At 74.0% G+C, this 21,632-nt stretch carries 21 protein-coding genes, 1 pseudogene and 1 riboswitch; of the genes and pseudogenes, 16 read left to right on the top strand and 6 right to left on the bottom strand.

From position 1 onward, the window contains the following. Positions 1 to 4: 4 nt before the first annotated feature. The gene (locus LX15_RS01880) at positions 5 to 223 is read left to right on the top strand and encodes a hypothetical protein (protein WP_253667685.1); all 219 of its coding nucleotides are present in this window, start codon (positions 5 to 7) and stop codon (positions 221 to 223) included. A 75-nt stretch (positions 224 to 298) separates the two neighbouring features. On the opposite strand, the gene LX15_RS01885 is transcribed toward LX15_RS01880, so the two are convergent. From LX15_RS01885 to LX15_RS01895, 3 genes are all read right to left on the bottom strand, one after another. Next, positions 299 to 490: a hypothetical protein gene (locus LX15_RS01885; RefSeq protein ID WP_253667686.1), complete on the bottom strand. Its 192-nt coding sequence runs from the start codon at positions 488 to 490 to the stop codon at positions 299 to 301. Positions 491 to 643: 153 nt separating this feature from the next. Next, the gene (locus LX15_RS01890; RefSeq protein WP_253667687.1) at positions 644 to 1,255 is read right to left on the bottom strand and encodes a hypothetical protein; all 612 of its coding nucleotides are present in this window, start codon (positions 1,253 to 1,255) and stop codon (positions 644 to 646) included. 215 nt (positions 1,256 to 1,470) lie between these two features. Further along, positions 1,471 to 2,682: a PucR family transcriptional regulator gene (locus tag LX15_RS01895; RefSeq protein ID WP_253667688.1), complete on the bottom strand. Its 1,212-nt coding sequence runs from the start codon at positions 2,680 to 2,682 to the stop codon at positions 1,471 to 1,473. A gap of 264 nt (positions 2,683 to 2,946) precedes the next feature. On the opposite strand from LX15_RS01895, the pseudogene LX15_RS01900 reads away from it, so the two are divergent. The 4 genes and pseudogenes from LX15_RS01900 to LX15_RS01915 all read left to right on the top strand — a co-directional run. Beyond that, positions 2,947 to 3,270: pseudogene (locus tag LX15_RS01900) on the top strand (GNAT family N-acetyltransferase); the annotation flags it as partial. 212 nt (positions 3,271 to 3,482) lie between these two features. Next, entirely contained in the window at positions 3,483 to 5,093 is a 1,611-nt protein-coding gene (locus tag LX15_RS01905; protein WP_253667690.1) for an alpha/beta fold hydrolase, read from the top strand. Positions 5,094 to 5,560: 467 nt separating this feature from the next. Then, the gene (locus LX15_RS01910) at positions 5,561 to 7,213 is read left to right on the top strand and encodes an alpha/beta fold hydrolase (protein ID WP_253667691.1); all 1,653 of its coding nucleotides are present in this window, start codon (positions 5,561 to 5,563) and stop codon (positions 7,211 to 7,213) included. A 284-nt stretch (positions 7,214 to 7,497) separates the two neighbouring features. Then, the gene (locus tag LX15_RS01915) at positions 7,498 to 8,382 is read left to right on the top strand and encodes a mechanosensitive ion channel family protein (protein ID WP_253667692.1); all 885 of its coding nucleotides are present in this window, start codon (positions 7,498 to 7,500) and stop codon (positions 8,380 to 8,382) included. Between the two features lie 560 nt (positions 8,383 to 8,942). Here the strand turns inward: LX15_RS01915 and LX15_RS01920 are convergent. Then, positions 8,943 to 9,128: a hypothetical protein gene (locus LX15_RS01920; RefSeq protein WP_253667693.1), complete on the bottom strand. Its 186-nt coding sequence runs from the start codon at positions 9,126 to 9,128 to the stop codon at positions 8,943 to 8,945. Between the two features lie 172 nt (positions 9,129 to 9,300). Next, positions 9,301 to 9,428, top strand: a riboswitch (FMN riboswitch). 79 nt (positions 9,429 to 9,507) lie between these two features. On the opposite strand from LX15_RS01920, the gene LX15_RS01925 reads away from it, so the two are divergent. The 3 genes from LX15_RS01925 (at position 9,508) to LX15_RS01935 (ending at position 12,488) form a co-directional block, all read left to right on the top strand. Beyond that, positions 9,508 to 10,140: a nicotinamide mononucleotide transporter family protein gene (locus LX15_RS01925; protein WP_253667694.1), complete on the top strand. Its 633-nt coding sequence runs from the start codon at positions 9,508 to 9,510 to the stop codon at positions 10,138 to 10,140. A gap of 184 nt (positions 10,141 to 10,324) precedes the next feature. Continuing rightward, positions 10,325 to 11,635, top strand: coding sequence for a M14 family metallopeptidase (locus tag LX15_RS01930; protein WP_253667695.1), 1,311 nt, complete (start codon positions 10,325 to 10,327; stop codon positions 11,633 to 11,635). Positions 11,636 to 11,723: 88 nt separating this feature from the next. Further along, positions 11,724 to 12,488, top strand: coding sequence for an SAM-dependent methyltransferase (locus LX15_RS01935; protein ID WP_253667696.1), 765 nt, complete (start codon positions 11,724 to 11,726; stop codon positions 12,486 to 12,488). Between the two features lie 62 nt (positions 12,489 to 12,550). Here the strand turns inward: LX15_RS01935 and LX15_RS01940 are convergent, their stop codons facing one another. Beyond that, positions 12,551 to 14,353 (bottom strand): AMP-dependent synthetase/ligase, encoded by a 1,803-nt coding sequence (locus LX15_RS01940; protein ID WP_253667697.1) that lies wholly within the window; start codon positions 14,351 to 14,353, stop codon positions 12,551 to 12,553. 104 nt (positions 14,354 to 14,457) lie between these two features. On the opposite strand from LX15_RS01940, the gene LX15_RS01945 reads away from it, so the two are divergent. From LX15_RS01945 to LX15_RS01970, 6 genes are all read left to right on the top strand, one after another. After that, a complete protein-coding gene (locus tag LX15_RS01945) occupies positions 14,458 to 14,892 on the top strand; it encodes a polyketide cyclase / dehydrase and lipid transport (RefSeq protein ID WP_253667698.1) in 435 nt (144 codons plus the stop codon). Between the two features lie 56 nt (positions 14,893 to 14,948). Continuing rightward, on the top strand, positions 14,949 to 15,737 hold the full coding sequence (locus tag LX15_RS01950; protein WP_253667699.1) for a metallophosphoesterase family protein: 789 nt from the start codon (positions 14,949 to 14,951) through the stop codon (positions 15,735 to 15,737). Between the two features lie 98 nt (positions 15,738 to 15,835). Next, positions 15,836 to 16,288: an SRPBCC family protein gene (locus LX15_RS01955; protein WP_253667700.1), complete on the top strand. Its 453-nt coding sequence runs from the start codon at positions 15,836 to 15,838 to the stop codon at positions 16,286 to 16,288. 96 nt (positions 16,289 to 16,384) lie between these two features. Further along, positions 16,385 to 17,611, top strand: coding sequence for an ArsA family ATPase (locus tag LX15_RS01960; RefSeq protein WP_253667701.1), 1,227 nt, complete (start codon positions 16,385 to 16,387; stop codon positions 17,609 to 17,611). Between the two features lie 226 nt (positions 17,612 to 17,837). Then, entirely contained in the window at positions 17,838 to 18,305 is a 468-nt protein-coding gene (locus LX15_RS01965) for a hypothetical protein (RefSeq protein ID WP_253667702.1), read from the top strand. A gap of 8 nt (positions 18,306 to 18,313) precedes the next feature. Next, entirely contained in the window at positions 18,314 to 19,270 is a 957-nt protein-coding gene (locus LX15_RS01970) for an ROK family glucokinase (protein WP_253667986.1), read from the top strand. A 78-nt stretch (positions 19,271 to 19,348) separates the two neighbouring features. Here the strand turns inward: LX15_RS01970 and LX15_RS01975 are convergent, their stop codons facing one another. Beyond that, entirely contained in the window at positions 19,349 to 19,840 is a 492-nt protein-coding gene (locus LX15_RS01975) for a hypothetical protein (RefSeq protein ID WP_253667703.1), read from the bottom strand. Positions 19,841 to 20,050: 210 nt separating this feature from the next. Between LX15_RS01975 and LX15_RS01980 the strand changes: the two genes are divergently transcribed. Both LX15_RS01980 and LX15_RS01985 read left to right on the top strand, forming a co-directional pair. Next, positions 20,051 to 20,773 carry a lysophospholipid acyltransferase family protein gene (locus LX15_RS01980; RefSeq protein ID WP_253667704.1) on the top strand — a complete coding sequence of 241 codons (723 nt, stop codon included), beginning with the start codon at positions 20,051 to 20,053 and terminating at the stop codon, positions 20,771 to 20,773. A gap of 84 nt (positions 20,774 to 20,857) precedes the next feature. Then, positions 20,858 to 21,355 (top strand): polyadenylate-specific 3'-exoribonuclease AS, encoded by a 498-nt coding sequence (locus tag LX15_RS01985; RefSeq protein WP_253667705.1) that lies wholly within the window; start codon positions 20,858 to 20,860, stop codon positions 21,353 to 21,355. Positions 21,356 to 21,632 lie beyond the last annotated feature (277 nt).

Raw genomic sequence — 21,632 nt, forward strand, 5'->3', positions numbered from 1 at the left:
CAGCATGGCCTTCTCCGACTCGCGTCGGTCGGGCATCTCTGTGGAGGGCGCGGACCCGGCGGTGTTGGCGCACGACGGGTTCGGTGTGCGCGACGTGGTCACCGCGATCATCGACGCGGCCCGGGCCGACGGTGAGAAGTGGCGGTCGTTCGAGGACCTCTGCGACGAGGCCGCCGCGATCGTGGACAGCCAGGACACGCTCGCGGTGCTGCCCTCGGCCTGAGCCCGTGGCGTCCGGGTGGGTCCGCGGTCGACCGTGGACCCACCCGTCGTCGTGTCCGGCCCTGTTCGGCGCGCGCTACCGGAGGGCCAGGTCGAACACGTTCCTCAGGATTCGCCGGGCGGGGGCGTCGTAGGGCAGGGCGCCGTTGAAGGACATGGAGCTGGCGCTGAAGACCCAGCCCCCGTTCTTCTTGGGGAAGAACAGCATGTCCGCGCCGCCAGCGGGGTTCTCGCCCCGCGCGATGACCTCGACCCCCGGCGCGTCCACCCGTCAAGTCCGAAGTGGACGGTCAACTTCCGTCGTCGTGCGCCGGCGGCCCCGGCGGCCCCGGCGGCCTCAGTCCTCCGCTCCGGAGCCGAGCTGTGTCAGCGCTGGGTGAGCGCCGGGTGAGCGCCGGGTGAGCGCCGGGTCAGCGCTGTGTCAGTGCGTCCGGCGACCGTGGTGGCGCGTCGCCCACGAGCGCAGGTCGCCCCACCACGGGCGGCCCCGGGAGTCGTGGCCGGCGCCGCCGACGTCGAGCACCTGCTCGATGATCGGCGAGACGCGGCGGCGCCAGCCCCCGCCCGCGCCGTGGCACCAGGCCACCGCGTCACTGATCCACAGCGACGGCTCCTCGTGCGGGCGCAGGTGCTCGTAGACCAGGCGGCCGTCGCCGCCGGCCCCGCGCAGCAGCGGGCCGATCGTCCTGCGGTCCCTGCGGTCCTCCTCGCGGCCCCGCGCCTCCAGCACCAGCCGCCGGGCGTCCAGCGCGATCAGGTCGCTCACCAGGTGCGCCAGGCAGGACCGGCGCACCCCCTCGGTGCCGCCGCGCCCGGTGTAGACCCGGGTGCGCACCCCCGACTGGGCCAGTCGGGCGGCGATCATCCGCTTCACCGCGTCGCTCTCGTGCTTGAAGTGCAGCCGCCGCTCGCCGCCGACCCGCAGGCTGCGCAGCAGCGTCCGGGTGCGCTCCAGCTCCGTGGGCTTCAGCAGGGTCACCACGAGCAGGTAGGCGCCCCGGTGCGACTCGTCGACGAACGCGTGCACGCTCACCCCGCGATCGTGACCACGTGTCCGGCCGCCCACGCGCCCCGTCGGGGATTCCCACCCCTGCGGGCGATCTCGGCCCCACTCCCGAGGGACCGGCCGGCCGGCTCGTCGCGCGGCCGTCACCAGCCGTCCCGCTCCCTGTCCCCTCGCCGGCGAGCGCGTTCCGCTCCTCCGGCGCGGTCAGCCCCCGGCCATGACGTCGGGTAGCGGGCGGTGGATCACCAGAGGCCGCGGGAGCGGGCGAGGCGGCCGACCGCGAGGGCGACCCGCAGGACCAGGGCGTCCCGGGGGTCCGACGCGTTGCGGCCGGTCAGCTCGGTGACCCTGCGCAGCCGGTAGCGCACGGTGTTGGGGTGGACGAAGAGCTGCCGGGCGCAGCTCTCCAGCACCCCGCCCACCTCCAGGTAGGCGTCCACGGTCTCCAGCAGCGAGCCGCCCGCGTCCACCAGCGGGCGCACGACCCCGTCCACGAGCTGGCGCTCGGCCTCGGGGTCGCCGGCCAGCGCCCGCTCCGGCAGCAGGTCGGTGGAGCGGACCGGGCGGGGGGCCGCCGGCCAGGCGACCACCGCCCGCAGTCCGGACAGCGCGTCCTGCGCGCTGCGGTGCGCCTCGGCCAGGCTCGACATCGTCGGCCCCGCCACCACGGGCCCCGAGCCGAAGGCGGTGGCCATCCTGGTCAGCACCTCGTGCCCGGCCGGCCCGTCCACCGGGCCGGCGAGCACGACGACCAGCCGGGAGCCCTGGACGCCGATCAGCACCGGCCGGCCCGCCCTGGCCGCGCGGCTGCGCACCTCGTAGACGACCTCGGGCGGGTCCTCGGAGGTCGGGTTGCCGACCAGCACGGTCGCCTCGGCCGCCGGGTCCCAGCCGAGCGCGGCGGCGCGGGAGAGCAGGGACTCCTCGGCGTCGCCCCTGACGATGCCGTCGACGACCAGGGCCTCCAGCCGGGCGTCCCACGCGCCGCGCGCCTCGGCGGCGGCGGCGTAGGAGGTCGCGGCGGCGAAGGCGATCTCCCTGCCGTAGCGCAGCACCGCCTCGGTGAGCACCGCGCGTTCGGCGTCGTCGGCGGCCAGCGTCGGCAGTTGCTGCTCGAACACCTCGATCGCGATCCGGACCAGCTCGACGGTCTGCCGCAGGCTCACCCACCGGGCGAGGTCCCTGGGCGCGCCGCGGAACGCCTCGGCGGTGAGCCGGATCGCCTGCTGCGGGTCGCGCAGCCAGGCCACGAAGCCGGCGACGCCGTTCTGCGTCACCAGCAGGACGCCGGAGCGCTGGTCGGCCGACAGCCGGCGGAACCACGGGAGCTGCCGCTCCATCGCCGTGATGCTGGCGGCCGCCATCCCGCCCGAGGCCCGCTCCAGCTTGCGGAGGGTGTCGGACGACAGGTCGGGGTGGTCACTGCTCCGTTCGTGGGCAGCCGCGCTGCTCATAACGGCCAGCATCGCACGTCGCGGCGACAGCTCCGCGCAGGTCCCCGCTGGTCGTCCGCATCGTCCGGAAAGTCCGTCGCGGGCCGTCTCCGGCCTCGTCGACGCTGTGCGGCGTGGTGCGACCGGCCGGCGAGCGGAATCGTGTCGCGGGACTTGCGGGGTCGACGGCGTCGACGGCCTGGACGCGCTGACCCGCTGGTCGGCGACCGGCTCGTCGGCAGGGTGAGCTGATGCTGGGAATGCCGTGCAACCGATTGGTGTCGACTCGGCGTCGTGGTCTTCGACGACACGTGTTGGGGACGCGGTTACGCCACCGACGCGCTCCGCCTGTGGACGAACTATTTGTTCGCCACCAGGGACGCGCTCCGACTGGACCACGCCACGTACTCCGGCAATCCGGCGATGGTGGCGGTGGGCCGCCGACCGGGATTCGTGGAGGAGGGGCGCTTCCGGCGCGCCCGCGGGTGGAGCGGCGCGGTGCACGACTCGGTCGTGCTGGGAGTGCCGCGCGAGGAATGGCTCGCCCAGTGCGGAAGGCCCACCAAACACGCCTCGTGCGGAGACGGCGACGTCCACCTCACCCCGTGACCCGGCTGTCCCAATCCGTTCGTCGCGGAATCTGTCACGGTGGCCCATTTCCGTGGCGGAGGGTGTCGGCAGAATTGCTGAATTTGCCGAGTGACCTCACCCTGAATTAACACATAGATTGCGTCCGCACGGACCCGTGCATTCCCTGCCAGAGAGGGAGGTCCGTTTTGCGGACTGGCTTCGGATCAACCGGGTTCAGACGCGGCGCCGCCGTGGTCGCGGGACTCGTGGCGTTGGTGGGCACGCAGGTCACGCTCGGCACCGCGGCGGCGGCGGAGCCGTCGGCGGTTCCGGCCGGACTGGAGGAGTTCTACGGCCAGCAGGTGTCGTGGGCGGCGTGTGAGCGGCCCTACCAGACGCTGGAGTGCGCGACCCTCTCGGTCCCCCTGGACTACCGGGCGCCGGACGGGGAGCGCATCGCCGTCACGATCAGCAGGAAGAAGGCCGCCGACCAGGCCAACCGGCGCGGCGTGCTGCTGCTCAACCCCGGAGGGCCCGGCGGCTCCGGCCTCCAGTGGCCGGACATCCTGGCCAACAGCCCCGTGGGCAAGGTCTACGACCTGATCGGCTTCGACCCGCGCGGGGTGGGCAGGTCGACCGCGCTGCTGTGCGAGGTGGCCCCGGCGCTGGCCAAGGTGAACACCCGTCCGACCGACGCCGAGCTGCCCGCGTGGGCGGCGGACGCGCAGGCCAGCGAGGCCGGCTGCGAGCGCTCGGCCGGCGGGCTGCGGCCGCACGTCAACACCCCGAACACCGCGCGCGACATGGACGTCATCCGCGGCGTCCTCGGCGAGAAGAAGATCAACTACCTCGGGTACTCGTACGGCACCTACCTCGGCGCGGTGTACGGCAGCCTGTTCCCGAAGAACCTCAACCGCAGCGTGCTGGACTCGGCGGTCCACCCGGAGTGGATCTGGCGGGAGCAGTTCAAGCAGCAGGCCGTCGCCACGCGGCAGAACGTCGACCTGTGGGCCGAGTGGGTCGGCCAGCGCAACGCCACCTTCCGGCTCGGCAAGACCCAGGCCGAGGTGCTGGCCACCGTCGAGGACCTGGCGGCCAAGCTGGCCAAGAAGCCGGTGAGCGGCTTCGACCGCAACTCGCTGGACCTGGTCGTCGGCACCGGCGCCCGGTACCGCCAGCTCTGGGACGACCTCGGCTACATCCTGCTGGATATCAAGAACACCACCACGACGGCGCCGACCGACGCGCTCACCGCGGCCGGGTTGATCCGCGACCTCGGGATCGCCGAGACGCGCAGCGGCGTGTTCGACACCGTGACCTGCGAGGCCGACTGGCCGCGTGACCTCACCGGCTACTACAGCGACATGAAGCTGTTCCGCGAGAAGTACCCGTATGGCTTCGGCGTGATGCGCGCCGCCCCGTGGACGTGCAGCTTCCGGTCGTTCACCCCGCCGGAGCGCCCGGTGGACCTCAAGCGCGACGGCTACCAGACCGGCCTGGTGATCCAGGCCGACGGCGACACGCAGACCCAGTACGACGGCGGCCCGGCGATGGCGCAGCGGCTGCGCAACCACCTGATCTCGGTGGCCGACGAGGGCACGCACGGCTTCTACGGCTTCGGCAACGCGTGCGTGAACCGGCACGTCGAGCGGTACCTGATCGACGGCGTGCTGCCGCCGACCCGCGTCACCTGCGCCGGCGAGGCGCGGCCGAACGTCCCCAGGGGCACCGAGTCGGTCGAGGCCGCCGCGAACGGCGCGATGACGCAGGGCCTGGCCGTCGGCGACGGGCGCGGCTCGTTGACCGACTCCGTCCGCGGGTACATCGCCGCGAACCGGCTGATGGAGAAGGTCTCCGGGTGATCCGCGCCGGCCGCCGAGCGGCCGGCGCACCCCTTCCCGACACTGTCCCTTCCTGACACTGTCCCTTCCTGACACTGTCCCTTCCCGGCGCCGTCGCGCCCCCTCCACGGGGCGCGGCGGCGCCCGTGCGCGCGCCGCGTTCCGGCCGTGGTCACCGATTCCGCCACTCGACCGCATGATCCCGGACCTGTTTGCCCGTCCCGATCGGGTCCCGCCCTCCGAACCGGTCGCGGCCAGTGGTCGTCAACCATGCCATCGCGGGACTGACCAGGGCCGTCACCTCGGCATACGTTCGCAGGGCACCCTCCCCGTGGACGGCAAGGAGGTCCGCTGTGCGCTTCCATCCCTCGTCCCGGAGCCGGCCGAGTTGGAGGCGTCGGCACGGGCCGCGGCGCCGCGTCACTCTCGGCGTCGCGGGCCTGGCCGTGCTCGCGGCCGTGTTCTCGGTCGTTCCCGGGACCGTCCCGGTGTCCGGACCGTCCGGGCTCCTCACGGTGTCCGACGTCGACACCGACCCCGCGACCCCGGCGACGGCCCCACCGCTCGCCGACGGCGCCCTCCCGTCCGACCTCGACGGCGTTCCGCGCGACACGCCCCCCGAGGCCGGCCACGACCCGCTGGCCGAGTTCCACCGCCAGCAGCCGACGTGGGCGCCGTGCTCGTTCAACGAGGCGCTGGAGTGCGCGTCGATCATGGTGCCGATGGACTACCGGCACCCCGAGGCCGAGCGGATCACGTTGGCGATCAGCCGGCGGAAGGCCGCCGACCCGGCCCGGCGGCGGGGCATCCTGCTGCTCAACCCGGGGGGACCCGGCGGCAGCGGGTTGCAGATGCCCAAGCTGCTGCTCGACCAGCCCACCGCGCAGGTCTACGACCTCGTCGGGTTCGACCCGCGCGGCGTCGGCCGGTCCACCGCGCTGGCCTGCGAGCAGACGCCCCTGCTGTACAAGCCGGAGTCCCGGCCCACCGACGACGTCTTCCCGTGGTGGGTGGCCTCGGCCAGGGAGTCCGAGGAGGCGTGCGCGCGGGCCGGCGGGGCGCTGCGGCCGTTCGTGAACACCCCGAACACCGCGCGGGACATGGACGTCATCCGCGCCGTGCTCGGCGAGGAGAAGATCAACTACGTCGGCTACTCGTACGGCACCTACCTCGGCGCGGTGTACGGGAGCCTGTTCCCGGAGCGGCTGGACCGCAGCGTGCTCGACTCCTCGGTGCACCCGGACTGGATCTGGCGGGAGCAGTTCAAGCGCCAGGGCACCGCCTACCGGGACAACGTCGACGTGTGGGCCGAGTGGGCGGCCAAGCGCAACGCCACCCTCGGGCTCGGCGACTCGCGGGAGGCGGTGCTCGACACGGTCGAGCAGCTCGCCAGGAAGCTGTCCGTCCAACCGGTCAACGGCTACGACCGGTCGTCGCTGGACGGCGCGGTCGGGGTCGGGGCCCGCTACCGCCCCCTGTGGGCGGACCTGGCCAAGGTGCTCAGGACGCTGCGGGACGGGGGTTCGGCGGAGGCCACGCGGGACGCGGTGCGCGCCGGCCAGCTCATGACCGACGTGGCGTTGGCCGAGCTGCGTGCCGGCGTGTTCGACACCGTGACCTGCGAGGCGGACTGGCCGCAGGACACCACGGCCTACCTGGAGGACATGCGGATCTTCCGGGAGCGGTACCCCTACGGCTACGGCGTGATGCGCGCGGTGCCGTGGCCGTGCACCTTCCGCAGCTTCCTTCCGCCGGAGCGCCCCGTGCCGCTGCGCCGCGCGGGTTACCCGGTCGGCCTGGTCGTGCAGGCGGCGGGCGACACGCAGACCCAGTACGCCGGCGGCCCCGCGATGGCCGCGCGACTGGCCCACCACCTGATCACCGTGCTCGACGAGGGCGAGCACGGCATGTACGGGTTCGGCAACACCTGCGTGGACCAGCGGGTCAACGCCTACCTCGTCGACGGCATGCTGCCGCCGACCCGGTCGGAGTGCCCCGGCCGGTCGCGGCCGGACGTGCCGGAGGACCCGGTGGGGCAGCCGCCGAACAAGCCCACCACCGAGGTCGTCCCGGAGACGTCGGTCGCGCAGTCGGTCGAGCACTACCTCCAGGACGGCCGCATCCTCGAACGCGCCTTCTGACCCGCGACGGGGCCACAGTGTCCATATCGGACATGGCGCCCCCAACGTCCACTATGTCCACTTTGGACATACCGGGCGGATGACGCTCCCCGGCCCGGCCCCTCCCGGGGGTCGGGCCGGGGAGCGTCGCGCGGCGGCGGTCGATTTCACTCCACTGTGGACACTCTGGGTGCCTGACGTCGTATTTCGCCCGTTCGTGCCACCAGGTTCGAATTGCCGGGTCGTCGGCACTGAGAAACGATCAAACGTGAGGACGGACACATCTGCCTGGTGAGGAGCGCACCGTGGGCGAGGAACTGCGCCGGGGCTTCGGCGACGCGTGGTCCGCGGTGATCACGTTCGTCCCCAAGCTGATCGGCTTCCTTCTGGTCCTGCTCATCGGCTGGCTGATCGCCAAGGGCCTGTCCAAGGCGGTCCACCTGCTGCTGACCAGGACCGGCTTCCCCCGCCTGGTGGAGCGGTCCGGCGTGGGCACCCTGCTCGCCCGGTCGCGGCTCGACGTCACGACGCTGATCGTCCAGCTCGTCTACTACTTCGTCCTGCTGATCGCGTTGCAGGTCGCCTTCGGCGCGTTCGGCCCCAACCCGGTGAGCGACCTGCTCACCGCGATCGTCGGCTACCTGCCCCGGATCGTCGTCGCGATCATCCTGGTGCTCGTCGCCGCCGCGGTGGCCCGGGTCGTGAAGGACCTCGTGACGCAGGCGATGGGCGGCCGGCCGCTCGGCCGGTGGGTCGGCACGGTGGCCTTCGTCTTCCTGGTGGCGCTGGGCGTCATCGCCGCGCTCAACCAGCTCGGGATCGCGACCTCGGTGACGCTGCCGGTGCTGATCACCGTGCTCGCCACGGTCGGCGGCATCCTCGTCGTCGGCGTGGGCGGCGGTCTGGTCCAGCCGATGCAGCAGCGCTGGGGGCGCTGGCTGGACACCATCCAGGAGCAGGCCCGCGAGGCCCGGCAGCAGGCGGGAAGCGGAGCGCACCGCGCCGCGGGCGGGCCGCCGCCACCGCCGCAGGCCCCGCACGGGCACCCGGCCCAGCCGCGCCCGCACACCCCGCCACCCGGGCCGCCGCAGCCGCCGCCACCACAGCCTCCGCCGCCCACGGCGCCGCCGGGTCCGCCCCCACCGGGCGTCGGTCCGACCGGCGGACCTCCACCCCACGGCTACTACTGAGCCCCTCCGACCACGCTCACCCCGGGCCCGGCGGTCCTCCAACCGCCGGGCCCGCTCCTGTCCGGCGTCCCATGCCCGTCGCCCGGGCGCTGCGGCAACCGGGCCGACTCGACCGCCCAGGGGCGAGGCGCCGCGGCCACCATCCGCCGCGAGAGCTGTTCGGCTCCGTCGCGCAGGAAGGCTCTCGGGTGACCTTCCGCTGGGACGATGTCGGCGATCGGGTCGGCGGCCGCACCTGACGGCACGGGTGGCTCTCCGTCGGGACAATGTCGCCGATTCGGTAGGCGGCCACGGCCGCCGCACGGGTGGCCTTCCGTGCGGGGGCGATGGGGCAGACGGGTCGGGGGCGGATCGAGGTCGGCCCCGGTCAGGAGATGCCGGTCATCTCCACGCTCGGACTCGTTCACCCACCTCGGCGTCATCACCGATCTTTCGCCCGTTCGGGGCCGGTGAGCGGCCGGTTTCCGTCAGACCCGACTGGGACCGTGGAAATCGGGGGGACCCCCACCTGATGCATCACCCGCGATGATCTTGGGGGCTGGTCGGAGCGGGACCGCCCGTCACCAGGCGCAGGCGGTGTCCGGCTCACAACACGGCGCGAGGTAGCGGCAGGTCGGGCAGATCCACTTCGAGCCGTTGCCGTAGGGGACGAGGTCGTCGGCCTCGCACTGGGGGCAGGGCAGCGTGGCGCGGCGCGCCGCGGGCTGGCGGGTCGGTCGCGGCTCGGTGGTGGTCGGCTCGGGCACGGCTCGACCGTAGCTCGCGGGTCGCCGAAGCGCGGACCGACACCGGGTCAGCCTCCCTGGCGCGGCGACTCTGTCGCACATCTTTGCTGGTCACCTGTGGTGGACCTCACCGGGGTGAATCCTGGGTGCGGAATGCGGCGGGGGCGGAGGATGTTGAGCGAACAAGGTGATCGTGCGCTCCGGGGCTCGGTGGAAGTCCGAACCGGCGGTGACAGCCCGCGACCCGCCAACAACCAGTTGGCGGTTGACCCGGTGGAACTCCGGGGCCGACGGTGAAAGTCCGGATGGAAGGTGGCGCACGCGTGCCGGCGGTCGGTGCTGCGCGCCGTCCGCCCGCCGCGTCCTACCCCCGCCCCGGCCGTCGGGAAGGGAGGACGCGGTGGAGGTTCTGCTGCACCACGGTCTGGTGGTGTTCGGGCAGCGGATCGCGTGGGCGGAGCTGATCGGTCAGTTGTGCGCCCTCGCGGTGGTCTTCCTGGCCGACCGCCGCACGTTGTGGACCTGGCCGGTGCAGGTCGGGGCGACCGTGCTGCTGTTCGCGGTGTACTCCTCCGCGCACCTGGGCGGCCTCGCGACCAGGCAGGTCGTCATCTTCGCGATCTCGGTCTACGGCTGGTGGGCGTGGACACGCCGGCGCGACCCGGTCTACGGCGTCGTCGTGCGCCGGGCCAGCGGCGCGGAGCGGGTCGCGATGGGGGCGGCGATGCTGCTGGGCACCGTCGGCGTCGCGTGGCTGCTGACCGCGCTGGACGCCTCGTGGGCCCCGTGGCCGGACGCCTGGATCTTCGTCGGCACCCTCGTGGCGTTCGCGGCGCAGGGGATGGGCCTGGTCGAGTTCTGGCTGGTCTGGCTCGCGGTCGACGCGGTGGGCGTGCCGCTCCAGATCGCCTCCGGCCTGTGGTTCAGCGCGGCGATCTACGTCGTCTTCGCCGCCCTGGTGATCATGGGCTGGCGCCACTGGACCCGCACGGCGGCGGACGCGCGCGCGGCGGCCGTCGCCGTGACCGGCTGATCCCGCCGAGCCGCGCCCCGGCCCTGACGGCCCGTCACCGGTGTGACGGGCCGTCGCGCACAGGGGCCGAGCGTGCGGTGAGTGAGGACTGGGCCGGTCGGCGGTTGACCCTGCAACGACCCGCTGGTGGGTTGGGGCCGGTAATCACTCCATCGAGTGAGGTGGTCACCGGAAGGAGTAGCCAGTGGCACCGTCACGTCGTCTCGCCGCCCTCGCCCTCCTCGCCTCGGTCGGGTCCGGTCTCCTCGGCGCGGCCACGCCGGCCGCCGCCGACCCCGCCGAGGCGGCCCCGACGATCCGCACCGGCTTCGAGTCCAGCAACGGCGCCCGCTGGACCAGCGCCGCCGAGGAGGACGAGTTCCTCCGCCGCGTCGACGCCGCGAGCGACCGGGTCGTGGTCGAGCGGATCGGCACCACGGTCCAGGGCCGCCCGTTACGCCTGGTCCGCGTGGGTGACCCGAAGCCGCGCCCCGCCGGCGTGGGGACGACCGCGCTGTTCGTCTGCTCCCAACACGGCGACGAGCCAGCCGGCCGCGAGGGCTGCCTGAGCACCATCCGCGACCTCGCCCTCAGCCGAGACCCGAAGACCGTCCGTCCGCTGCGCCACACGACCGTGCTGTTCGTGCCGACGGCCAACCCGGACGGTCGCGAGGCCAACACCCGGGGCAACGCCAACGGCGTCGACATCAACCGGGACCACCTGGCCCTGACCTCGCCCGAGACCCGGGCCGTCGCCGCGGTGATCCGCGACCACCGGCCCGACGTGATCCACGACCTGCACGAGTACGGCGCCACCCCGCGCTACTACGACAAGGACGTGCTCGCGCTCTGGCCGAGGAACCTCAACGTGGCCGACGGGGTGCATGACGAGTCGGAGCGGCTGACGCGGGAGTTCGCCCGGCCGGAGGTGGAGCGCGCCGGCTACAGCACCGGCGTCTACGGCATCTGGACCGACCCCGTCACGGGCGAGCCGGTCAGGCAGGTCGCCGGCGACGGCCAGGAGCGCATCCTGCGCAACACCGCCGGCCTCAAGCACGCCGTCGGCATGCTGCTGGAGACCAAGGTGAACGCCAGGGACGCCGCCGAGCAGGCCGACCCCGCGCTCAACGCCCGACGCCGGGTCGACTCCCAGCTCGCCGCCGTGCGCGGGACGCTGCGGATGGCCGAGGAGCGGCGGGCCGCGATCGCGCTGGCGACGGGGCTGAGCCGGGCGACGGCGGTGGCGAACCGGGGACCGGTCTTCTTCGGCGGGGCGGACAACGAGCCGCCGGCGCCGACCGACGTCGAGTCGACCCCGCCGTGCGGCTACCGGCTCACCCGCGAGCAGGTGGCCCAGGTCGGGGACGAGCTGGACCTGCACGGCGTGCTGACCGTCCCGGCGGCGGGTGGCGGGCGGTTCGTGCCGATGCACCAGCCGGCGCGTCGCCTGGTGCCGTTGCTGCTCGACGCGAGGGCGGAGTTCCACCTGACGTCGGCGGAGGTCGTCCGCTGCTGACCTCGCGGGCGGACCCGGGCAGCGCTGCCCGGGTCCGCCAGGGGAAATCCGCTCGCGGGATACCGGAACGCCTGCCATCGTGCGCGCCGTGATCGAACAGCACATCGCGGACCGCGTGAGAGTGGACGCCTTCCCGCGCTCGGCGAAGTACGACCCCCAGTGGCAGCTCGACAACATGATGGGCCCCAACGCGCTGTGGCTGGCGGAGTCCCTGAGCGGGCTCCTCCGGTGGGAGCCCGGCATGAGGGTGCTCGACCTCGGGTGCGGTCGCGCGATGACCTCGGTCTTCCTGGCCAGGGAGTTCGGCCTCCGCGTGTGGGCGGCGGACCTGTGGGTGCCGCCGACGGAGAACTGGGAGCGGGTGCGCGAGGCGGGGCTGGCCGACAGCGTCTACCCGGTCCACGTCGAGGCCCACGACATGCCGTTCCCGCACGGGTTCTTCGACGCGATCGTGAGCCTGGACTCCTACCACTACTTCGGGACCGACGACCTCTACCTGGAGTACCTGCTGCGCTTCCTCCGCCCCGGCGGCCAGCTCGGCATCGTCGTGCCCGGCCTGACCGAGGAGCTGTCCGAGGTTCCCGAGTGGCTCGAACCGCACTTCGAGCCCGAGTTCTGGTCGTTCCACAGCCCCGAGTGGTGGCGACGGCACTGGTCCCGCTGGGGGACGGTCGACGTGCACGTGGCGGACATGCTCCCCGACGGCTGGCGGCACTGGCTGCACTGGGCCGAGGTGTGCGTGGAGGCCCAGGCGGGACCCCGCCCCGACCTCACCGAGCGCGAGGTGCCGTTGCTGCGGGCCGACGCTGGGCGCACCCTCGGCTTCGCCCGCGTGGTGGCGACGAAGCGCTGACGGAGCGCTGGCCGGGCCGGGGCCGTGCGCGACGCGGGAGCGAGCGCACGGCCCCGCCGGCGTCACTTCGCGTAGATCGCGGCGATGTCCTCGGCGTAGGTCGAGGCCACCACGTTGCGCCGCAGCTTCAGGCTTGGGGTCAGCTCGCCGCCGGTCTCGGTGAAGTCGACCGGCAGGATGCGGAACTTCTTGATCGACTCGGCGTGGGAGACCGCCTTGTTGGCCTCGTCCACCGCGGCCTGGATCTCCGCCCGCAGGTCGGGGTCGTCGACCAGGTCGGCCACCTCGGCCTCGGCCGGCTTGCCGTGCCGCTCCTTCCACGCGGGGAAGAACTCCGGGTCGATGGTGATCAGCGCGCCGATGAACGGCTGCTTGTCGCCGACGACCATGCACTGGCTGATCAGCGGGTGGACCCGGAGCCGGTCCTCCAGCACCGCCGGGGCCACGTTCTTGCCGCCGGCGGTGACGATGATCTCCTTCTTGCGCCCGGTGATGCGCAGGAAGCCCTCGTCGTCCAGCTCGCCGAGGTCGCCGGTGTGGAACCAGCCGTCCTCCAGCGCGTCCCTGGTGGCCTGCTCGTTGTTGCGGTACGAGCGGAAGACCACCTCGCCCTTGACCAGCACCTCGCCGTCCTCGGCGATGCGCACGGCGGTGCCGGCGATGGGCCGGCCCACGGTGCCGATCCGCAGCGCCTGCGGCGTGTTCACGCAGGCCGCGGCGCTGGTCTCGGTGAGGCCGTAGCCCTCGAAGACGGTCAGGCCCGCGCCGCGGAAGAAGTGCGCGAGCCGGTCGCCCAGCGGAGCCCCGCCGGAGACCGCCGCCACGCACCGCCCACCCAGCGCCGCGCGCAGCTTGCCGTAGACGAGCTTGTCGAACAGCAGGTGCTTCAGCTTCAGGCCCAGCCCGACGGAGCCGCGGTCGCGCGCCTCGCTGTAGGCGACGGCCGTCTCCTCGGCGATGTCGAAGATTCGGCCCTTGCCGGTGGAGTGCGCCTTCTGCTTGGCCGCGTTGTAGACCTTCTCGAACACGCGCGGCACGGCGACGACGAAGTTGGGCCGGAACGTGCCGAGGTCGGTGGCCAGGTTCTTGATGTCCGGGGTGTGGCCGACCGTGGCCCTGGCGTAGACGCAACAGATGGTGATCGCCCTGGCCAGCACGTGGGCCAGCGGCAGGAACATGAGCAGGGAGCTGCCCGGCGCCATGAGCTGCGGGAACGCCGCGACGTCCGAGCGGACCTCGCCGAGCAGGTTGCGGTGGCTCAGCTCGCAGCCCTTGGGGCGGCCGGTGGTGCCGGAGGTGTAGATGATCGTCGCGAGGTCGTCGGCCCTGACCGTGCGGCGGCGGGTGTGCACCTCGGAGTCGGACAGGTCGGCGCCCAGCGCGGTCAGCTCCTCGACGGCGGTCGGGCCGTCCCCGCCCTCGATCTGCCAGAGGTGCCGCACCTCGGGCAGCCGGTCCCGCACACCGTCGACGGTGGCCCGGTGCGCCGGCGTCTCCACGATGACGGCGGTGGCGCCGGAGTCGGACAGGATCCACTCCACCTGCTCGGGGGAGGAGGTCTCGTAGACGGGGACGGTGGCGCAGCCGGCGGCCCAGACGGCGAAGTCGATCAGCGTCCACTCGTAGCGGGTGCGGGCCATGAGCGCGACCCGCTCCCCGGGCTTCACCCCCGCCGCGACCAGGCCCTTCGCCACGGCGAGCACCTGGTCGGCGAACTCGCGGGCGGTGACGTCCACCCACGTGCCGTCGATCCGTCGTCGGAAGCTCACGGCGGTGCCGAAACGCTCCGCGTTCGCCCACACCATGTCGGTGAGGTTCTCCTCATCGGCCACCGGCGTGGTGGCCGGGACGCTGAACTCACGCACGTCAACCTCCGAGCGGTGGGTTACTGGCGGGAAACTTAGCGTGCGGGGACCCGCAGACGATAGGGCTCCGAGGGATCGAAAGCGAGGCGTGGCACCCTTCGCGCGTGCCTTCCGTCGACCTCGTGGACGAGACGTTCGTCGCCGCGCCCCCCGCCGCGGTGGCCGCCGTGTTCGCCGACCCGGTGGCCTGCCGGCGGTTCTGGCCCGACCTGGTCCTGGACGTCTACGCCGACCGGGGCGCGGAGGGCGTGCGCTGGGCCGTGCGGGGCGCGCTGGTCGGGACCATGGAGGTCTGGCTGGAGCCGGTGCTGGACGGCACGGTGCTGCACTACTTCCTGCGGGCCGACGGCGTGGGGCCGGACGGCCGCCCGGCGCCGCTGCCGCTGAGGGCGGCGGCCAGGGAGGCGCGGCGGCGCCGGCTGGCGGCCAAGGCGGTGGCCTTCGAGGTGAAGGCCGCGCTGGAGGCGGGCAGGGAGGTCGGCTGCCCGCCCGAGTGGCCCGAGGCGGCGGCGGGGGAGCGCGGGGCCACGGGCGGCTGAGCCGTCGGACCCCTCGGCGCGTCGGCCCGGCCGCGCGCCGGTCCTAGGGTGGGGTCGTGCGGATCCATGTGGTGTCGGACGTGCACGGCAACGCCGAGGCGCTGGCCAGGGCCGGCGACGGCGCTGACGCCCTGCTGGTCCTCGGCGACCTGCTGGAGTTCGTCGACTACGAGGACCACTCGAAGGGCATCCTCGGCGCGGTGTTCGGTCCGGACCGGGTGGCCCGGTTCGCCCACCTGCGCAACCACGGCGCGCCGGGGGAGGCCGGCCGCTACGCGCGGTCGCTGTGGGAGGAGCTGGACGACCCGGGGGCCGTGGTCGAGGCGGCGGTCAGGGAGCAGTACGCGGCGATGTTCGGCGCGTTGACCGCGCCCACCTACGCCACCCCGGGCAACGTGGACGCGCCCGCGCTGTGGCCGGAGTTCACCGACCACATCCACGTGCTGGACGGCGAGGTCACCGAGATCGGCGGCCTGCGGGTGGGCTTCGTCGGCGGCGCGCTGCTGCCGCCCGGCGGCCAGTTGTGGCGACGGAACTCGCCGTGGACGCCGCACCTGAGGACGGTGGAGGACTTCGCGGCGGCCGTGGACCGCCTCCACGGCGTCGACGTGCTGTGCAGCCACATCCCGCCGGCGGTGGCCGAGTTGACCTACGACGTGCTGGCCCGCAAGGACGAGCTGGGCTCGACGCACCTGCTGGAGCTGATCCACCGCGAGCGGCCCCGGTGGTCGCTGTTCGGCCACGTGCACCAGCCGCTGGCCCGGCGGGTGCGGGTCGGGCACACCGAGTGCGTCAACGTCGGCCACTTCCGCCGGACCGGGGTGCCGTTCGTCCTGCACTGGTGAGCGGCCGGCGGAGGGGTCCCGCGCGCCGCCGAGGGGCTGCCGTGACGTGCCTCGCCGCGCCGGGGTTGGGGCGGTGGTCGTCGCGGTAACCTGCGGTCATGGCCGACCAGTCCACCCAGTCCATCGTCATCGACGCCGTGCCGGAGAAGATCATGGCGGTGATCGCGGACTTCGCGGCGTACCCGGAGTGGGCCAACGGGGTGAAGCGGACCGAGGTGCTGGCGATGGGCCCGGACGGCAGGGCGGCCCAGGTCCGGTTCGAGCTGGACGCGGGCGTGGTCAAGGACGAGTACGTGCTGGCCTACGAGTGGGCGCCGGACGGGCTGTCGGTGAGCTGGCACCTGGTGAAGGGCCAGATGCAGAAGGCGCAGCGGGGCAGTTACGTGCTGGAGCCGAGCCAGACCGGGTCCGGCGTGGCGACGAAGGTGACGTACTCGCTCACCGTCGACCTGGCCATCCCGATGATCGGCCTGTTCAAGCGCAAGGCCGAGAAGATGATCATGGACACCGCGCTGAAGGAGCTGCGGCGGCACGTCGAGCGGGCCGCCTGACCCTTGCCGTCGGACTCACCGGCCGCGTCGGGCCGGACCGCGCCCCCGGCCCACCCGAATGGCACGGACGGGTGGCCGTGGCGGAAGATGCGACGCGTGCGCGTCCTGCTGTTCACCGGCAAGGGCGGCGTGGGCAAGACGACCCTCGCCGCCGCCACCGCCGCACACCTGGCCCGCTCCGGGCGCAAGGTCCTGGTGGTCTCCACCGACCCCGCGCACTCGCTGGCCGACGTCCTCGACGCGCCCGTCGGGCCTGAACCGTCCGAAGTGGATGGTGAGTCCGGCGTGAGCGCGTCCCATGTGGACAGTCGGGGCCTGGTCGACGACGCCTGGGGGGACCTGCGCCGGCACCTGAGGACGGTCCTCGCCGGGGCCGGCGTCGACGAGCTGGACGCCGAGGAGCTGACCGTGCTGCCCGGGGTCGAGGAGCTGCTCGCCCTCGCCGAGGTGGAACGGCTGGCCAGGGGCGGCCCGTGGGACACCGTGGTCGTGGACTGCGCCCCGACGGCCGAGACCCTGCGGCTGCTCGCCCTGCCCGAGGCGTTCGCCACCTACCTGGAGCGGTTGTTCCCCACACACCGCAGGGTCGTGCGGGGCCTGCTCGCCGGGCTCGCCGGCGGCGTCGCCGAGCAGTGGGACGCGGTCGCCGACGCGCTGGGCCGGCTCGCGCGGCGGCTGGCCGAGCTGCGGGACCTGCTCACCGACCAGGACACCACGAGCGTGCGCCTGGTGCTCACGCCCGAGCGGGTCGTCGCGGCCGAGACCCGCCGCACCCTGACCGCGCTCGCGCTCCAGGGCGTCCGGGTCGACGGCCTGGTCGTCAACCGGGTGCTGCCCGACCTCGGCGGCGAGGACTCCCCGGCGGCGCGGTGGCTGCGGACCCGACGGGCGGAGCAGGAGGGCGTGCTCGCCGAGCTGCGCGGCGCGGTGGAGCTGGCGGGCCTGGGCGACGCGCCCGTGCGGGTGGTGGAGCACCGGGCCGCCGAACCCGTCGGCCTGCCGGCGTTGGCGGAGCTGGCCGACCAGCTCTACGGCGGGGACGACCCGCTGGCCGGGCCGGGCGGCCGCCCCCTGGTGTCGGTCTCCGGCGGCGGCCGGGACCTGGACTCGGAGTTCCACCTGCGGCTGGCGGTGCCGCTGGCCGCCGACACCGCGGTCGACCTGGCCAGGGTGGGCGACGACCTCGCGGTCACCGTGGACGGCCGGCGTCGGCTGGTCGCCCTGCCCTCGGTCCTGCGTCGCTGCGTGGTCAGCGACGCGGTCGCCGACGACCACGGACTGCTGGTGTCCTTCCGGCCCGATCCCCGGCTGTGGATGCGGTGACGATCCTCCCCACGCCGGGAACGGGGAACTCAGGACCCACCGACGTGGAGGGAGGTCGTGGGTCGGGGCACGGGTCGCGCGGCTCGTCGGCGCCGTCGCCGGAGGCGGTCGACGGCCTGGTCGAGCCCGTGGTCGACCGGGCGGCCGCACCGGTGACCGACGTGACGTGCGCTCCCCGACCACGCCGGACGTTCCCGCCGCCGACAACCCGCCGATTGGAGTCTCGATGAACGCGAACAGGCCCCCTGGCGGGGAGCACGACGACGCGCGCGGTCGCCTGGCCGAGGAGCTGCACGCCCTGGTCGACGCGGTCGCGGACCGGGCCCAGCCCTGGTTGGAGCGGCTGCGCGCGGGCGGCGGAGCGGCGCACGACACCGGCTCCTGCGGGTGGTGCCCCGTGTGCCAGGGGCTCGCGGTGCTGCGGGGCGAGCGGCCCGAGGTGGCCAGCCGGATCACCGAGCAGGTGGCCGGGCTGCTGGCGACCCTGCGGTCCGTGGTCGAGCAGGCGCCGACCGGTGGCCGCCGGCAGGAGCCGGAGGAGCGGACGGCTCCCGAGCCCGCCACGCCCTCCGCCTCCACCTCCACCGCTACCTCCGCCTCCGCCGACGGCGATCAGTCCGATGTGGAGCCCCGGGTGCGGCGGATCACCGTGCGGCGCGCCGCCCCGACCAGGGACGGGGGTCCCGAGTGCTGACTGTCGGCATCGACGTGGGCGGCACCAGCGTGCGCGCGGGCGTCGTCGACGCGCGTGGCGCCGTCCTCGACACGACCAGGGCGCCCACCCCGACCGGCGCCCAGGCGCTGGAGGACGCCATCGTGCACGCGGTCGAGGAACTGGCCGGACGGCACGACGTCGCCGCCGTCGGGCTGGCCGTCGCCGGGTTCGTCACCGCCGACCGGCGCAGCGTCCGGTTCGCGCCGCACCTGGCGTGGCGGGGAGTGCCCGTGGCCGACCGCGTGTCCGCCCGGCTCGGGTTGCCCGTCGTGCTGGAACACGACGCCAACGCCGCCGCGCTCGCCGAGTACCGCTTCGGCGCGGCGCGCGGCGCGCACGTCGCCGTGCTGGTGGCGCTGGGAACGGGGATCGGCGGCGCGTTGCTGGTCGACGGCCGGGTCTTCCGCGGCGCGCACGGCGTGGCCCCCGAACTCGGCCACCTCCGGCTGGTGCCGGACGGGCGCCCGTGCCCGTGCGGCAAGCGGGGTTGCTGGGAGCGGTATTGCAGCGGCACCGCGTTGGCCGCGACCGCCGTCGAGCTGCTCGCCGAGTACCCGGCCGCGTCCACCGTGTTGGGCAGGGAGGCGGCGGGCGACCCCCGCGCGGTGACCGGGCGGCGCGTGGCCGGCGCGGCCCGCGACGGCGACCCGCTGGCGCAACGCGCGATGACCGACCTCGCCCGCTGGCTGGGGGAGGGGTTGGCCCTGGTCGCCGACGTCTACGACCCGGAGGTCGTGGTGATCGGCGGCGGTGTGTCGGAGTCCGCGCCCCTGTTCCTCGACGACGCGCGCCAGCACTACGCGTCGGTGGTCACCGGCGCGGGGCACCGGCCGCTGGCGCGCATCCGCACCGCGCAGCTCGGCGACGACGCCGGCATCGTCGGGGCCGCCGCGCTCGCCAGGGACGTCGCCATGGACGTCGTCCGCAACGGACGTCCGCGCTGATCCCCGCGCACGCCCGTCGTCACCGATCTTCGTCTCCCGCCGCCTCCGCGAGCGACGAGGGCCGGGCCGCGCGGCGGGTCAGACCTGGGCTCCGTCGTCCCACCCGGAGTCCGGGGGCGGCCCCTGCCGCATCCGCAGGACCAGCCAGCCGATGCCCGCGGTGAGCGAGACCAGGGCCAGGGGCGTCGTGAGCTGGTGGCTCCACCCCACCAGGGAAGGAACCACGAGGAGCAGCACACCCACGACGAGCAGGGTCAACGCTCCGACCGTCGGCGCGCGCAGCGGCGGCAGCGGGGGCGGCTCCGGCGGCACGTAGTGCTCGTCGGCGTGGTCCTCGTGGTCCGCGCGGTTCTCGGCCGCCGGCTCGACAGGAGCCGGCTCGGCCCCGGCCAACGCCCGGTCACCGGCCCCCGCCGCGACGGGGGCGGTGGTGGGCGGCGTGAGGCGCTCGTCGAGCTCGGCGGGGTCCGGCCAGCGCAGCCCGCCCTCCCGTTCGAGGTCCGCGACGATCTCGGCGAACGCCGCGTCGACGTTCTCCGGGCCGTCCTGGCTGGGGGGTCGTCCGTTCATGCCCCCGGCCTCCCTTGCCTCGCGCCCACCGCTGTCCCGCCATGATGGCAGGGGGCGCGCCCCGGCGGCACCGAGCGGCCGGCGGACACCGGCCGCCGGGGAGGTCGCGGGGGGCGACCGGGGCGGGCGCGGCGGCCCCGCCGTTGTGCCGGCTCACCAGCGCTCCGTAGGCTGGTGAGCGGGTGTGTGCTGGAGGGAGGCGCTCGGCGAGTGCTGTACTGGCTGATGAAGTACGTCCTGCTCGGCCCGCTGATGCGGGCGGCGTGCCGGCCGCGGATCGAGGGGCTGGAGCACATCCCGAGCACCGGCGGCGCGATCCTGGCCAGCAACCACGTCGCGGTCGCCGACTCGTTCTTCCTCCCGCTGATGGTGCCGAGGCGGGTGACCTTCCTCGCCAAGCGCGAGTACTTCACCGGGCGCGGCCTCAAGGGCCGTTTCAAGAAGTACTTCTTCTCCGGCGTCGGCCAGGTGCCGATCGACCGGTCGAGCGCGGCGGCGGCGCAGGCCGCCCTGGACACCGGCGTGCGCCTGCTGCGCGAGGGTCGGCTGCTGGGCATCTACCCGGAGGGCACCCGCTCCCCGGACGGCCGGCTGTACAAGGGCAAGACCGGGGTCGCCAGGATGGCCCTGGAGGCCGGCGTCCCCGTCATCCCGGTGGCGATGTTCGGCACCGAGGAGGTCAACCCGATCGGCTCGAAGATGTGGCGGCCGCGCCGCGTGCGGATCGTGGTCGGCGAGCCGCTGGACTTCTCCCGGTACGAGGGCCTGGCCGGCGACCGGTTCGTCGAGCGCTCGATCACCGACGAGATCATGTACGCGTTGATGGAGCTGACCGGGCGCGAGTACGTCGACGTCTACGCCGCCAAGGTCAAGGACGAGCTGGCCGCCTCCGGCGGGAACGTGCCCGGCTGGCGCGACCGCTCCGCGGCCTGACGGCGCCCGCCGGTGTTACCCCCGTCCGGACGCGCTCGGGTGGGTGTTGGCAAGCCGCCGATCGGGGCCTTTTAGGCTTGGTCGGTGCGGTTCTTCTACGACTGCGAGTTCATCGAGGATGGTAGGACCATCGACCTGGTGTCGATCGGGGTCGTGGACGAGGAGGGCCGCGAGTTCTACGCCGTGTCCACCGAGTTCGACCCGGAGCGCGCGGGGCCGTGGGTGCGGCAGCACGTCCTGCCCAAGCTGCCGCCGCCGTCCGAGCCGGTCTGGCGCGGCAGGGCCAGGATCCGCGACGAGCTGTACGAGTTCCTGACCGCCCACGGCGGCGACGTGGAGCTGTGGGCCTGGTTCGCCGCCTACGACCACGTGGCGCTGGCCCAGTTGTGGGGCGCGATGCCGGCCCTGCCCCAGCCGATCCCGCGCTTCACCCGCGACCTGCGGCAGCGGTGGGAGGACGTGGGCAAGCCCAAGCTGCCGCCCGCGCCGGCCGACGCGCACGACGCCCTCGCCGACGCCCGGCACAACCTCGTGCGCTGGCGCGTGATCGAGGAGCACCGGCGCCGCCTCGGGCTGCGCTGAGCCGTCGGGCCGCCCCCGTTCGTCCCTCCGGGCGCGTCCGGTTCCCCCGGGAACCGGACGCGCCCTTCGTGTGCTCGGACCAATCCCCGGCGGGGTGGTGAACAGTCCGCCACCCCCCGTTGCTGCACCGATCCAGAGCGTGGCAGGCTCGACACTGGCGCGTGCGACGCCGGTCACAGTGGCCGGCTCGGCGACGGGTGGCGCTGTCCGCGGGCGGCGGGTCTTCCCTCCTCCCCGGGGAGAGCGGCACCGCCGCGCGCCAGGGACGGCGAGCGGG

Origin of the sequence: Streptoalloteichus tenebrarius, assembly GCF_024171885.1 — a bacterium.
Lineage (GTDB): Bacteria > Actinomycetota > Actinomycetes > Mycobacteriales > Pseudonocardiaceae > Streptoalloteichus > Streptoalloteichus tenebrarius.

Bases quoted from the DNA above. Each gene is read 5' to 3' on its own strand.
- LX15_RS01880 (WP_253667685.1), top strand. From the start codon at position 5: ATGGCCTTCTCCGACTCGCGTCGGTCGGGCATCTCTGTGGAGGGCGCG.
- LX15_RS01965 (WP_253667702.1), top strand. From the start codon at position 17,838: ATGAACGCGAACAGGCCCCCTGGCGGGGAGCACGACGACGCGCGCGGT.
- LX15_RS01955 (WP_253667700.1), top strand. From the start codon at position 15,836: ATGGCCGACCAGTCCACCCAGTCCATCGTCATCGACGCCGTGCCGGAG.
- LX15_RS01895 (WP_253667688.1), bottom strand. From the start codon at position 2,682: ATGAGCAGCGCGGCTGCCCACGAACGGAGCAGTGACCACCCCGACCTG.
- LX15_RS01975 (WP_253667703.1), bottom strand. From the start codon at position 19,840: ATGAACGGACGACCCCCCAGCCAGGACGGCCCGGAGAACGTCGACGCG.